Origin of the sequence: Bradyrhizobium sp. C9 (assembly GCF_002532045.1) — a bacterium.
Taxonomy (GTDB): domain Bacteria; phylum Pseudomonadota; class Alphaproteobacteria; order Rhizobiales; family Xanthobacteraceae; genus Bradyrhizobium.
Window position 1 is genome coordinate 120,566 of sequence record NZ_NWTG01000001.1, and the last position, 12,684, is coordinate 133,249.

The 12,684-nt window shown below is 61.7% G+C and carries 10 protein-coding genes and 2 pseudogenes; 9 read left to right on the top strand and 3 right to left on the bottom strand.

The features are described from left to right. Positions 1 to 203: 203 nt before the first annotated feature. Positions 204 to 1,127, top strand: coding sequence for a DUF2493 domain-containing protein (locus CO675_RS00520; protein ID WP_097670105.1), 924 nt, complete (start codon positions 204 to 206; stop codon positions 1,125 to 1,127). Between the two features lie 141 nt (positions 1,128 to 1,268). Further along, positions 1,269 to 1,700 carry a hypothetical protein gene (locus CO675_RS00525; RefSeq protein ID WP_097670106.1) on the top strand — a complete coding sequence of 144 codons (432 nt, stop codon included), beginning with the start codon at positions 1,269 to 1,271 and terminating at the stop codon, positions 1,698 to 1,700. A 12-nt stretch (positions 1,701 to 1,712) separates the two neighbouring features. Here CO675_RS00525 and CO675_RS41295 read toward each other — a convergent pair. After that, a pseudogene (locus CO675_RS41295) lies at positions 1,713 to 1,899 on the bottom strand (transposase); the annotation flags it as partial. Between the two features lie 354 nt (positions 1,900 to 2,253). Here CO675_RS41295 and CO675_RS00535 point away from each other — a divergent pair. From CO675_RS00535 to CO675_RS00560, 6 genes are all read left to right on the top strand, one after another. Beyond that, positions 2,254 to 3,618: a hypothetical protein gene (locus tag CO675_RS00535; RefSeq protein ID WP_097670107.1), complete on the top strand. Its 1,365-nt coding sequence runs from the start codon at positions 2,254 to 2,256 to the stop codon at positions 3,616 to 3,618. A 1,018-nt stretch (positions 3,619 to 4,636) separates the two neighbouring features. Then, on the top strand, positions 4,637 to 6,382 hold the full coding sequence (gene nopM / locus CO675_RS00540) for a T3SS effector NEL-type E3 ubiquitin ligase NopM (RefSeq protein WP_097670108.1): 1,746 nt from the start codon (positions 4,637 to 4,639) through the stop codon (positions 6,380 to 6,382). A 783-nt stretch (positions 6,383 to 7,165) separates the two neighbouring features. Continuing rightward, positions 7,166 to 7,444, top strand: a complete 279-nt coding sequence (locus CO675_RS00545) for a helix-turn-helix transcriptional regulator (protein ID WP_075968518.1) — start codon at positions 7,166 to 7,168, stop codon at positions 7,442 to 7,444. A gap of 182 nt (positions 7,445 to 7,626) precedes the next feature. Further along, complete coding sequence (locus CO675_RS00550) at positions 7,627 to 8,091, top strand: DUF2840 domain-containing protein (RefSeq protein WP_018270298.1); 465 nt, start codon at positions 7,627 to 7,629, stop codon at positions 8,089 to 8,091. After that, the gene (locus CO675_RS00555) at positions 8,088 to 8,600 is read left to right on the top strand and encodes a S26 family signal peptidase (protein WP_018270299.1); all 513 of its coding nucleotides are present in this window, start codon (positions 8,088 to 8,090) and stop codon (positions 8,598 to 8,600) included. The genes CO675_RS00550 and CO675_RS00555 overlap by 4 nt, the downstream gene beginning before the upstream one ends. A 155-nt stretch (positions 8,601 to 8,755) precedes the next feature. Beyond that, positions 8,756 to 9,487, top strand: coding sequence for a lytic transglycosylase domain-containing protein (locus CO675_RS00560; RefSeq protein ID WP_245452576.1), 732 nt, complete (start codon positions 8,756 to 8,758; stop codon positions 9,485 to 9,487). Between the two features lie 163 nt (positions 9,488 to 9,650). Here the strand turns inward: CO675_RS00560 and CO675_RS00565 are convergent, their stop codons facing one another. Both CO675_RS00565 and CO675_RS40340 read right to left on the bottom strand, forming a co-directional pair. Further along, positions 9,651 to 9,905, bottom strand: coding sequence for a hypothetical protein (locus tag CO675_RS00565; RefSeq protein WP_018270301.1), 255 nt, complete (start codon positions 9,903 to 9,905; stop codon positions 9,651 to 9,653). A 43-nt stretch (positions 9,906 to 9,948) separates the two neighbouring features. Continuing rightward, positions 9,949 to 10,839: pseudogene (locus CO675_RS40340) on the bottom strand (IS66 family transposase). 66 nt (positions 10,840 to 10,905) lie between these two features. Here CO675_RS40340 and CO675_RS00575 point away from each other — a divergent pair. Then, positions 10,906 to 12,669, top strand: coding sequence for a relaxase/mobilization nuclease domain-containing protein (locus CO675_RS00575; protein WP_097670111.1), 1,764 nt, complete (start codon positions 10,906 to 10,908; stop codon positions 12,667 to 12,669). Positions 12,670 to 12,684 lie beyond the last annotated feature (15 nt).

Genomic DNA, 12,684 nt, shown 5'->3' on the forward strand with positions numbered 1-12,684 from the left:
CCGAGCGGCGCGCTTTGCATCGCGAAGCAAAATAGCCGGCCTCCGCCATCCTCCGCTGCCGCTTCGGCCCTCCGCTTCCGCCTGCGCCCTAGCGGGCTTCGGCGGACAAGCCGCTCCGGGTTCTGGCCCGTTCCGCCCGCCGTCTGAGTGATCGCCACGAAGGCCGCGATGGGCGCGGCCAATCCGGCAAAGGACCTCTTCCCATGACCGACCACGACGACATCGAACCGGCGCAGGCGGCGTCTCCAACCGACTACGTCCTGAGTGAATTGCAGCTCTTCGGCTATCGTCCCTTCGACGACCAGCCAGATCCAAGACCCCTTCCCGAGGCGAAAACGATCGCCGGTGCCATCGTCGATATGTTCGACGCCCTGGTCGCCACGCTGAGCGATACGCGGCTAGAGCCGGACCTCGACGAACTCCTTTGGTCGACGGTCAACCTGTTCCATCGTGCCGTCGACCGCATTGAACGTCAGCTCGACGACAATGAACAAGCTCAGCACAAGAGCCAACGGGAGCAGAACGGGTCGGAGGTGCGATCGGTCGAGCTTGAGCGCCTGACGGCCGAGGGCATCACGCTGATCGAGCGCCGAAATTGCTTGGAAATCTTTCGCGATCAGGCGATCGAACGATTTGAGGTCCACACCGGCTCGTCGTGGCGTCCTCGGTCGGGCTCGCTGGTCAACTACCGCACGCTCACCGCAGCGATGATCGACTCCCGCGACTTTATCGCCGCCAAGCGTCGTACCGAGACCGAGGTCATGTTGCCGCCGGGAGTGAAGATCGCACTCACCGGCGGGCTGGACTTCAACGACCACCGCCTCATCTGGGATCGCCTCGACAAGGTTCGTGCCAAGCATCCCGACATGGTCCTGCTCCATGGCGGCTCGCCCAAAGGCGCCGAATTGATCGCCTCCAAATGGGCGACCACCCGCAAGGTACCCCAGATCGTCTTCAAGCCCGACTGGACAAAGCATGCCAAGGCGGCTCCCTTCAAGCGCAATGACGCCATGCTCGAACTGCTGCCGATCGGCGTCATGCACTTTCCGGGTACAGGGATCCAGGACAACCTCGCCGACAAGGCGAGGCGTTTCGGCATCCCCGTTTGGAGATTCGGCGGCGCGTGAGCGCCGTCGTCTCGCCTCCAAACCATCAAAGCGGAGTTGTACGCGCCGCAACTCCGCCTCGTTCAGACCTTATATCCGAAGTCGCGCCGTGGTGGTGGTGGAAGGCGCGACTTGCAAATCCATGCAATTGGAGCCGCCACCATGCCCGCCCTTGGGCTTGTTCTCAACGCACTCGGCATCGGTTTGTTCTGCTGGGCGGTTTTCGCGCTGGCAGTGTATGCCTTGCCGTTTTTCGTCGCACTTAATTTCGGGATGATAGCGTTCCATGGTGGCGCCGGCGTCATCGGCGCGCTGCTCGTCGCAATTGCCGCTGGCGTGCTGACATTTGCCGTCGGTGAGATCACCTTCGCTGCTAGCCGATCCGTGGCCCGGCGCGTCATGATCGCGACCATATTCGCTGTCCCAGCTGCCATCACCGGCTACAATGTGGTGCTCGCGCTGTCGCAGATCGCAGTGCCGTCGCTGGCCTGGCGTGAGGCCTTCGCTTACCTCGGCGCGCTTTGCGTAGGCGGCACGACGTGGACGCGCTTGACTGTGCTTGCTCGCGGTGACCCTTCACTTCGAGCCGGCTAGAGCATGATGTATTTACACGGAAGCATAGCCTGGGTTTTTGAAGTAGTTGGTGCACTCCTCCTGGGAGAAGATCGAGGAGTTCACCAACCTTCCGCCAGGTTGCCTCCACGTCACGAGGCTCTGCGGCTCCCACGAGGTGTTTGAGTTTGGCGAAGACGTGCTCGATCGGGTTGAGGTCAGGGCTGTAGGGCGGCAAGAAGATACGGTGATCTGGTACGTAGAGGGGCTGATCTGTAGCGCCTCTGCGATCGACCGAACCATCTCGCCCGCGTCACCGCGAGCCAAGGCGCGTTCACGGATGCCTTTCGAATAGGGGCGCATCATCCACGCTGGCCTCCGCACTCCAGCATGGAGCTTGAATCAGAAATCGCCCGCTCCGGGAACCCCGATTCCAGTCAAAAACAACATGCTCTCTAAGTCCAAACGGCACTCCAGAGACGATCACAGCCAAGTCGGAATTCTAAGCGCGTCAGCTTGTCGACAGCTGATCCCAATAAAGGGAGAACCAGAGAGTGAACCTGCTCAGGATTGCGAACCGAATCAAGGAGGGGATATGGACCCATTTAACAGCATCAACCCGTTCGGCCGGGATTTCGCTGTTTACAACGCTGCGGTGACACAACCGCAACAGCAGCGAGCGGAGTTTGAGCCGTACCTGGATGAAGTGCCGCAGCTTGATACCACTGCCGTCGCAGGGGTTCCTGTTTCTCCAGATCGCTACTATCCTCATCTGCCTGGCGAAGACCGTAGACTCACCGAGGCGTTGGAACTTGGGGCCAGCGGTCCTCATCCCGAAGACGCAGTCACCAGAGGCGTCGGGCACGTCGCTGCGCAGCACAGCGCGCGGGGAGCTTCGACTTGGCCGAGCGGGCTGACTGCGGAAGGTCACGATCAGGATTCGCCGCGAGGGATCATCGGCGAAGCCGTCCTAGCATCGTCTCTCAAGCCAACCGCGCACGATCACCAAACACCGGATCCCGCACAAGCCGTTCGTCACTTCAACTGGAGCGACGGATCCCAGCCGGCTCTGAACGAGCTGACCGGGAGCGCCCCCCCTTCAAGTCACGCGGCCCTCATGGGTGAGGATTACAGCGGGCACCTGAGGCCTGCGAAGAGGCAGAGGTCGCTAAGCCATGCGGAACTGGATGCCATTGAGCGCCAGCTGAGCGAGCCGGGCACTTCAATGGCTCGTGTGCTGATGGAAAGCGCCGGAGCACCGTCGCCTCTCGGGCCAGCGGTCGGCTCGCCATTGGTCCTTCCTGAGGAAGGTTACGATCAGGATCAGCTGTGGGCGATGGTGGAAGACGCCGGCCCATCATCGTCTCTCGAGCCAACCGCGCGCCATCAGCAGACCCTGAATTCAGGAACCGTCGTTCATCCCTTCAACTTCCGGCACGGCGACCAGCACGCGTCGGCGGCGCTTGACGGTAGCAGCATCCCGCCGAGCCAGGACAGCCGGCCCAACAGCTTTATCGTTCACAATGACCGCTACACGGCGCTATTCGTGCCCGCGGCGGCGATGAGGCGAAGCACCCCACTCAATGCGCCAGGCGCTGCCATTCCTCTCGGATCTCGACCGGAACACGTTCCGCAGCCCAGCGCGCAGCCTGCGAATCGAGCCTCACTAGCGCTGCTTGGACGTTCGATGGAGCATGCCGCTCCGGCGTCCTCCAGGGCTGAGAGGACGCCCCCCGCGGCCCGCGAGATTTATGCTGCATCATTCGCCGTTCCCGAGAATTTTTCGCACGGCACCCAACCCGCCCCGGACACGATGCTCTCGAGGCTCGGCCGCTGGGGCCTGTTGCCGGACGAGACGCAGCCGGTAAAAGACTACGACATTCGAGGCGAGCGTTACACCGCCCTCTTGGGGCCAGGAGGCCCCAATGACGTTCGGCTCATTCATCACCCGAGAATGTAGATGCCGAGAGACAATCGCACGCTAGGAGCCCGTCCACACAGCTCCGGTATTGGACTTGTTAATGGACCATAGCTTGCTCCAGCGACTCTTGCGAGCTTGGCGCGGCTCCGGGCGGTGCAGGTGAGCGCTACCGGCCCGATTAACTTGCGCGCGTCGTCGCTGTGCGGCTCCTCGTTGAGCCGCACGGCCATCGCCCTTTGATCGTTCCGAAGAGCCGGCGGCGAAAGCTGCTACACCTACGGTGTTATTGCCGTTGTGTTTTACAGCACTGCCATTAATCGGGGCCTTCTCCTGAAGCCCCGAGACAGGGGAAGCATCCTGGGAGTAAGAGGCTGCTATCCGGCGCCCCATTGAACACGCGTCGGCTGAGCTTAGAGAGCATGTTGTTTTTGACTGGAATCGGCGGCGGGGCGCGTCGCGGCTGGCGAGAGGCGGCGTACGAAGTCGCGGCGCCTTTCGAGCCGATCTCCCGGTTCGATCCCAATGCTCAGCAAATTGTCCGAGCATGGCGACGCTTGCTGAGACATCGCCGCGGTTTGATGTTGCCGTCGTAACGGGCGCATAAACTCGCTCGCTCGGCCAGATCCTCCTGTCATTTGTAATCGTGGCGTTTCCGACGCAGATTTAAAGTCACATATTGCCCTTACCCCGAAATCGCCATCAAGCGTCAAATTCGGCGTTGCATATGACCAGCCGTTAAGCAAACGGCCATCATCGCAAGGCTTCGATCACCAGCGGTGACAACGGTTGAGCGAACGGGTCGCCCCTACGGCAATACTCGTCAGGTGATCGACAGGTAGGCCTGCCAAGGACGGAACGCTCCCACGTTAGGGATCCTGCACTCGATCTATTGGCCGCTGTGGGATTCGCGTGAAGCTGTACCACTTCGACCGGGAGTGGGCGCTGCAGCGCACGTGGCACTCGCCCGAATAATTATTGCGTTGGCGCGCAGCGACCTGCTTCGGAGCCTTACGAAGTGGCAGGCGTACTCTTTAGTTTCTAAAGGCGGAGAAAGTTGATGGATACAGGACAGACGCAGCGGAGCACACGTTCAGATCCGGACACTTTTGAAGAAGGGGAGCAGGAAAGCTACCTCGCCGGCTTCAACCGTGCCGTGGCAAATTTGTTCGAAGTCTTGACGGGGTATCGGACCCCCGCCTCCGTGCGCGCGGGGATCCTGGACAACTGGGTTGCCGAAGAGGGGCAGGGCGATGCCGAGAACCGACGACAGGGGCGCATGCGAATTAGGGCTTCGGACAACACGAGCTCGCATTCGCTAGATTTGTCCTCCCTGTCCCTGACCGCTTTGCCCACTGCCCTGCCGCCAAGGTTGCAGGAACTGTACGCCAGGCACAACGAGCTAAGCAGCCTGCCCGCTATGCTCCCACCCGGTCTCCAGCATCTTCTCATTAGCCATAACCGGTTGACAGGTTTGCCCGACGCTCTTCCGGCAACCCTCTCCTGGCTAGAGGTGGCCGATAACAGCTTGACCAGTCTGCCCGCCAACCTTCCGGCTGGGCTCGAGATGCTGAATGCAAACGACAACCGACTCAGTAGCCTGCCCGACGCTCTCCCGAGCCGTCTCACCTCGCTCGCGGTTAGTGGAAATCAGCTGACCGAGCTCTCCGAATCTCTCCCATGGGGTCTCATTGAACTCGATGTCAGTCGCAATCAATTGGCGAACCTGCCAGCGACCCTTCCGAGCACGCTTGAATCGCTTAATCTTAGCGGTAACCAGCTGACCAGCCTGCCTGAGGGTCTCGTCGAGAGTCGTGTACCGCATCTTAGTCTCAATTACCCGCATTTGGAGACCCTCGAGTTGGAGGATAACCCACTGCCGGACGATGTCCTCGCCAATCTGGCGGCGGTCGGAACGCCACCGCAGCTTGCTCAGCGGTCTTTGTATGAGGCTGCCGCGCACTGGCTCGCCGACGACCCGGCGACGCTGGCCGAATGGCAGCACTTTGCGGATGAAGCAGGCGCCCAGGACTACGCACGGTTCCTGGGGAGGCTGCGAGGGAACGTGAACTACGGCAATGACGACTTTCGGCAGGCAGTGGCTGATGATCTGCGGCAGGCGGCAGCCAATCCGAGATTGCGCGAGCAGTTTTTTGCACAGGCTTCCGAGGCCAACGAGACTTGCGACGATCGTGTTACCTTGCACTGGAACGGCATGCAGACTGCGCGCCTCAACGCTGACGTCGAGGAGGGAGTATATGACGATCGGCTTGGCGAACTGATTCAGCGCGGCCGTATTGCGTTCCGCTTGGAGGCGCTGGACCAGATCGCGCGCGATAGGGTCAACCTGCTCGCCGGCGACCATCCGAATGTGGACGACGTCGAAGTCTACCTGGCCTACCAACATCTGCTGCGCGAGCCGCTGGAGCTCAGTCACGTCGCGCCCGACATGAGCTTCCTGGCGGTCTCTGACGTAAGCCAGGACGATGCGGCGCGGGCGCTAGACCTGGTCCGGGAGCAGGAAGCGAACCAGCTCACCGACTACATGGCAGCCCGCTGGCAACCCTGGGAGACGGTGCTGAAACGCATCGCTCCGGACCAATATGAAGCGATGCAAGACCGGTTGATCGAAGCCATGGGCGAGGAGTTTGAGAGCCGGCTCGATCAGCGATTGGCCGAGCATGGTCTGCTAGGCGATGCGGATGCCGAGCGCGTGCTCGGCGCCCAGGTCCGAAACGAGGTCGCCGGCGAGATCAAACGCGAGGTCATGCACAATGTGCTCGCAGAACGTGGCCTTGAACTGTGAGACTTGCGAAACCGCCGCAACATCTTGCGTTCCCTCAGCCAGCGATCGCGCTGCTCACGGCCTTTCGCATTGTCTTCCGATGCCGGCTCCGGCTCGTTGTCGCGGAGCCTAGATCTTGGGGATCGCCAGGCCGATGACGAAAATCGCTATTCTCGACGGCCGCCGCCGGAGATATCGCCGCTGCCGAATTTCCAGCTGGGAGGCAACACGGTCCTGTCTGTCTCAACGCCGCGCTGGCCTTCACGAGTGAGCTGCGCAAGCTGCCAGACGACACCGTCAAGCTCCTTGGCGAGATCCTTCCTGTAGGCCGACGCATATTAGACGGTTCGGCCAACGTTCCAATGCTCCCGTTCCGGCTCGACTAGCTTGAAGTGGTCCGATGCAAAACTGCGCCTCGCCTCCCGGAACTCGTTGCCGATTTGCTTAATCGTCATCCGGCTGCGGTCTTGGACGCAGACCTTGATCGACTCAAGCTGGTCCTTCGCCCGCCGCATGTCGGGAATTCTTTCTGGTTAATTCGACGCTGATCTGCTTCTTGGTCGAGACGCCGGATAGCTATGCGATGTCGCGATATGCGATCTGCTCGCGGACATTTCGAGGCGGATTGTGCATCTCGTCGCAAGCTTCTGCGGTCCGAGCGCGAGAACCAATACGTCTTCCGTGAGGGTATCGAAAATGACCCCGTCATCTTCGGCATCCCCTTAATCACTGCTGCTCCGCGATTGTGGCCGTCGATGCGCGGCGAACCTCGCTCGCGCTCCAGACGATCACGGAGCTTTTCAGATGTCCGATCTGAACACGGATAAACCGCCGCGGTACCTTCGCACGTCCGAAGCCGCGCGCTTTCTGAGTTTGTCCGGCCGCACGTTGGAAAAACATCGAACGTACGGAACCGGTCCCGAATACCACAAGATCGGCGGGCGTGTGGTCTACTCAGTAGCCGACCTGACAGCCTGGGCCAAACTGGGCAGAAAGAAATCGACCTCCGATCCCGGTGCCGGCACCGTACTGCCCGCAAAGCGGCACGCGCCAATTCCCTATGCGGGTAAAGAGCGGCGCTAAGCCATGCCCGTCAGCAAATCCCCAGCGCACTACGGCCGCTCCGAGCGTGAGCCGCGCGACCTGTTTCGCACGCTTCCTGGCGATCTTGCGCCGCGCCGGATGGCCAGTTCTGCTCTCCTTCGGACGCGCTTCAACCAGCCGAAAGCATACGATTCCCGGTTCGAGATTCAAGGAGCGGCGGCATGAGCGATCTCACCGAAGTGGAAGTGCTGTGGCTCGAAAAGCGTATTGAAAACCGCGTTCGTTTCGGTCGCATTGTCAAGGAACGGAAGCTTGATCGCCACCGGCGTATCCTGTCATTCGCAGCCGGCGGCATCTTTGCCTTCGTCCGTTGGACTTCCAACGACTTTGGCACGGTCATTTCGCGGATCGACATCTTGCGCGCGGTCGCAGCAGGACAGCGCTGCTCGACCGTGCCCTATGTAAAGCCCGGCGGTGAGATTTTGCTGCGGCTCTCCGGCTGGCCTAAAGTCGAACGGGCGCTGCAGATGATCGACGCGATCGATGCGCTGGGCATCGATCCGGCTGATGTAGCGCCCGATCATTGGCATCACGTTCACAATCGCCTGTCCGTCAACGAAAACCCACGTCCCTACACGAAGAGCCGCCACCAGGCTTGGCTACATCGTCAAAGGCTGATGCGATGACGGACCGTCTATGGACGCTGACCACGACGTTTGCCGTAGCTTCCGCTGTCGTCGCGACGATCGCCCTGGAGCCGCTGCCGATCTACATTTGGAATGCATCGGCAAGCGTGCCGATCGGTCTCTATGGCTTGCGACCAGCGAAGCGCTTCTTTGTCACGGAGCTGGTCGCCGTTCAGCCGCCGGAACCGCTTGCGACCTTTCTCGACTTCAACGGCTATCTGCCGCTCGGCGTCCCTATGCTTAAGCGAGTCTTGGCTCTGCCCGGGCAGACAGTCTGCAGAAGCGGATCCGCAATTTCGGTCGACGACATTGCAGTGGGCGAGGCGCGGGATCGCGACGGACGCGGCCGGCCGCTGCCGAAATGGCAGGGTTGCCGCGTCGTCAGAGACGGCGAGCTGTTTGTCATGAATTGGCAGTCGGTCGACTCCCTCGACGGTCGATATTTTGGGCTTCTTCCGGCCTCGGCCGTGATCGGCCGTGCCATCCCGGTGTGGACATGGGAGGACTGATCTTGCGGGGTTCACGGCGCCACGCCATTCCTCTGATCGATCGATTGGCGGACCATTCCTCCCTCCCGGTCAATCTCCGCAAAGCCGATGGGTGCGGGAGTCCAGGGCGGTCCAACGGCCGCCGCGAAGCAGCTTTACACTGGACGGAAGCGAACATGGCATCTTTGGTTCGACCGGGGATCCGCGTTTGGGCTGTCGTGCCACTGCTGCTCATTTTGACTGCGTCGCATAGTGTTGGTCAGACCGAGAATGGATCGACTGCGGTTCGAGCGGTCTCTCAGACGAGCAACCCGTTTGCGGCTTTCGTCTACGAAGCGTCAAAACGCTTTGCGGTTCCGGAGAACTTGATCAGTTCAGTCATTAGCATCGAAAGCGCTGGTGACGTACACGCGAAGTCCCCAAAGGGCGCAATCGGCCTGATGCAGATTATGCCGGCGACCTGGGCGGAACTTCGCGAACGCTATCATCTCGGAAGCGATCCCTACGATCCGCGCAACAACATTCTAGCCGGCACGGCGTATCTCGCCGAACTGCTTGACCGCTATGGTTCGCCCGAGGCGTTCGCCGCGTACAACGCGGGCCCAACTTGCTACGACGGGCATCTCGCGGGCGGTCCTTTGTCAGACGAAACGCGAGTATACGTGGCCAAGCTTGCAAATCTGCTCGGCATCGAACTGCCCGCGACTTGGGCCGCGAGCCAGCAGCCGTCAGCAGCTGCGACGCTGTTCGTCAGGCGAATTGACCCAGTCAAGGCGGGCGATCGGAAGCCGGCGTTCCTGTCCTCGACCGGCGCAACGACTGCAATCTCGTCGCGAGATGTTTTGCAGATGGTCCCCACGGCCACTGACGTGTTTGTCGCCCGGTCGAACTCGGGAACAGCGCGATGATCAGCTGTGCAGCATGGCAGGCGATCGCGTGGTTCAGCGAGGAAAACAGTCCGAGAGCAGGGACTGGTTGCAACACGACGGTATGCGTCCAGGGGCCGCACATGACGTCGGGTCTTGACGTGCCTAACGGCCTTACGTGGCAACGCTCCGAGCCAGAGAACTCCTACTCTGTGCGGCACGCAGCCATGGCAGCTTCCGCCTTCGCGATCACTGCTTCAGCCCGATCTATTGCGGCACAGAGTTCCTCGCTCTTCCAAATATCAACCGAATGGCCGTCGTCAAACGACTCGTCCGTCGCGTCTTGCGTGCGTGAAAGCAACTCACGAAGCGCCGCAATGGACTCGCAGAGCAGCTTGATATCTTCCCCGTTTCGGGAAGACTGGGTCATCTCTATAACGCCATCATACCCCAGCGCCATCGCTCTCGCCGAAGAGATTGTTCTTGCCTCCGAACGCCACCGGTCAAATCGCGCGGTCGACGGGATTCGTGTCAAGTTCGATGCAGTACTCATGGAGGAAGCGGGTCAATCCATCCCAGCGCGACGGTGCATAACCGATCGCTTCTCCGAGATTGCCGCGGCCGGGCAGTTGAGGAAGCTGCACCTCCAGCTAGAAGCGAAGGCTGTCAACGACCGGCTTGGCGAATGCGCGCCACATCGCCAGCCGATGCGCCGGCGATTGACCACGCAGCTGCGCTTCGAGGGCATAGAGGCTAGCGATGCGCCGCAGGGCCTCGTGCGAGACGGGCATGTCCTCGGACTGCGCAACTTCGTAGAACTTGTGCCCGGTGTGCGCCCAACACGCGGCGAGGATGACGTTTCCGGCGTCAGTCAGCCGACCGAATCCCGCGTATCCGTCGATGTGCAGAACGCCCTTGAAGTGCGCCAGACGCGCAGCCGGGCGCTCCGCCTTGCGGTCGGACGCGAACACATAAACTGCAGCCGGCGGCTCAGGTCCAGCCAAGCTCCGTTGATCGTGGGCATACATCCACAGCCGTCCAGGCTTGGTGCGCCCTCCGCTCGGGGACGAGAGCGTCGGTCTGCTTGGATAGCCCTGTTTACCAACCTGATGAAGAGCATGCGACGGTCCAAGTGCTGAACGCGAAGGAACGCATGGACCTCGTCCGGTGAATGGGATCGCAAGCGCGGTGTAGTGACGTCTGTCCGTTGTCGATGCAGGGAGCCCTGTCATGGCTGAAGTGCGAAGAGTCGGAGAAAAGCGTAGGAATGAGTTGGCTTTGAACGCCCGATTAGGAAGGCGAGATAAAAGGCGCTCGCCGGTCGAACCGCAAGCCATTGGCATGGCTTGGGTTCTGGCGTGCCGGTCGGTCGGGGCGCGTGCCGCGCCTTGCATCTTTAACAATGCAATCAAGGACAATCTCGGCACTGTAGGCGCTTTCGCCCAGCTGGAGGGCCGCCTGTGACCGCAGCCGATAGCGACCTGCGTATTCGGCCTGGGCGCATTCGCAGCACGCGCGCGCCGAAGCCGAAGAGTTTCATCAACCAGGTGCTGCGGGCGGCGAAGAAAGCAGGGCACACCCCAGCGCAGGCTATGGCCGGCAGGCGTTCGGCGGCCTATGGGCGCTCGACGTTTGGCCGCGGGCGCCTCGCCTTCAGCCGCGCCAGATTGTTCAGCCCGAGGCGGCGCGCTGTGGTGAAGGCGCGCGTGGTTCGGCATAAAGGGCGCGCCTTCCGTTCAGCACCACTGACCGCCCACCTCTCATATCTGAAGCGCGACGGCGTGACTCGGGGTGGTGAGCGCGCCGAGATGTTCGATGCGGGCACCGACCGCGCCGATAGCGCGGCTTTCGCAGAGCGGTGCAAGGACGACCGGCATCATTTCAGATTCATCGTCTCACCGGAGGATGCCGGCGACATGAACGACCTGCGCGCCTTTACCCGCGATCTCGCCACGCAGATGGAGACCGATCTAGGCACGCGGCTCGATTGGGTGGCTGTCGATCATTGGAATACCGATAACCCTCACGTTCATATTCTCGTTCGGGGAGTAGATGAGGAAGGGGCGGATCTGGTGATCTCCCGCGACTACATCAGCAGGGGACTGCGTTCACGCGCCGAGGAACTGGTCGCCATCGAACTGGGGCCAAAACCGGAGCATGAGATCCGCAATTCGCTGGAGAGGGAAGTCACGGCGGAACGATGGACGCGGCTCGATCGGGAGATCCGGCTGACTGCAGACGAGACGGGCACTATCGATCTTCGCCCAGAGAAGCCCGGCAAGTCCGACCCCGAGATCCGGCGCCTGATGGTCGCTCGCCTTCAACACCTGGAGAAGATGGGCCTGGCCGCATCCGCCGCACCTGGGGAATGGATGGTAGGGCTCGAGGCCGAGCGTAGCTTGCGCGACCTCGGCCTGCGCGGCGATATCATCAAGACCATGCACCGTGCCTTTACCGAGCGCGGGGAAGCGCGCGGCGTTGCCGACTTCGTCATCGACGGCGGACAGCCGACATCCCAGATTATCGGACGACTGGTCGATCGTGGATTGCACGACCAACTGACCGGCGAGGCCTACGCCACGATCGATGGAACAGACGGACGCGCTCACCACGTGCGCTTTCGAGGGCTCGAGGCCTTCGAACATGCGCCACCGGTCGGCGGCATCGTCGAAGTCCGACGCTTCGGTCAAGCCGGCGATCCGCGTCCCACCCTGGTGCTCGCGCCCCGTTCCGATATCGATCTTGGGGCGCAGGTCACCGCCAAGGGCGCGACCTGGCTCGACCACCGGCTCGTCGAACGCGAGCCCATGCCGCTCGCCATGGGCGGATTCGGCCGCGAGACCCGTGACGCCATGGAAGCCCGAACCGAGCATCTGATCCAGGAGGGCCTGGCGCGGCGGCAGGGCCAACGCATCATTCTGCAGCGCGATCTCCTTAATACGTTGCGCCGGCGCGAGTTGGAGGACGTGGCCGCAAGGGTCTCGGCCGACACCGGCTTGCCTCATGTGAACGCCGCTTCCGGGGAGCATGTGGCCGGCACGTATCGCCAGCGGCTGACACTTACCTCGGGACGATTCGCCATGATCGATAATGGGCTCGGCTTCGCGCTCGTGCCCTGGTCACGTGAACTCGAAAAGCGGCTCGGCCAGCACGTCACCGGCGTCGTGAAGGACGGCGGCGGCATCGAATGGGGCCTTGGCCGCAAGCGCGACCTCGGCCTCTAGCAATCTCTCCAATTC

Coding starts and splice junctions, on each gene's coding strand:
- CO675_RS00520 (WP_097670105.1), top strand. CDS start 204: ATGACCGACCACGACGACATCGAACCGGCGCAGGCGGCGTCTCCAACC.
- CO675_RS00525 (WP_097670106.1), top strand. CDS start 1,269: ATGCCCGCCCTTGGGCTTGTTCTCAACGCACTCGGCATCGGTTTGTTC.
- CO675_RS00535 (WP_097670107.1), top strand. CDS start 2,254: ATGGACCCATTTAACAGCATCAACCCGTTCGGCCGGGATTTCGCTGTT.
- nopM (WP_097670108.1), top strand. CDS start 4,637: ATGGATACAGGACAGACGCAGCGGAGCACACGTTCAGATCCGGACACT.
- CO675_RS00545 (WP_075968518.1), top strand. CDS start 7,166: ATGTCCGATCTGAACACGGATAAACCGCCGCGGTACCTTCGCACGTCC.
- CO675_RS00550 (WP_018270298.1), top strand. CDS start 7,627: ATGAGCGATCTCACCGAAGTGGAAGTGCTGTGGCTCGAAAAGCGTATT.
- CO675_RS00555 (WP_018270299.1), top strand. CDS start 8,088: ATGACGGACCGTCTATGGACGCTGACCACGACGTTTGCCGTAGCTTCC.
- CO675_RS00560 (WP_245452576.1), top strand. CDS start 8,756: ATGGCATCTTTGGTTCGACCGGGGATCCGCGTTTGGGCTGTCGTGCCA.
- CO675_RS00565 (WP_018270301.1), bottom strand. CDS start 9,905: ATGGCGCTGGGGTATGATGGCGTTATAGAGATGACCCAGTCTTCCCGA.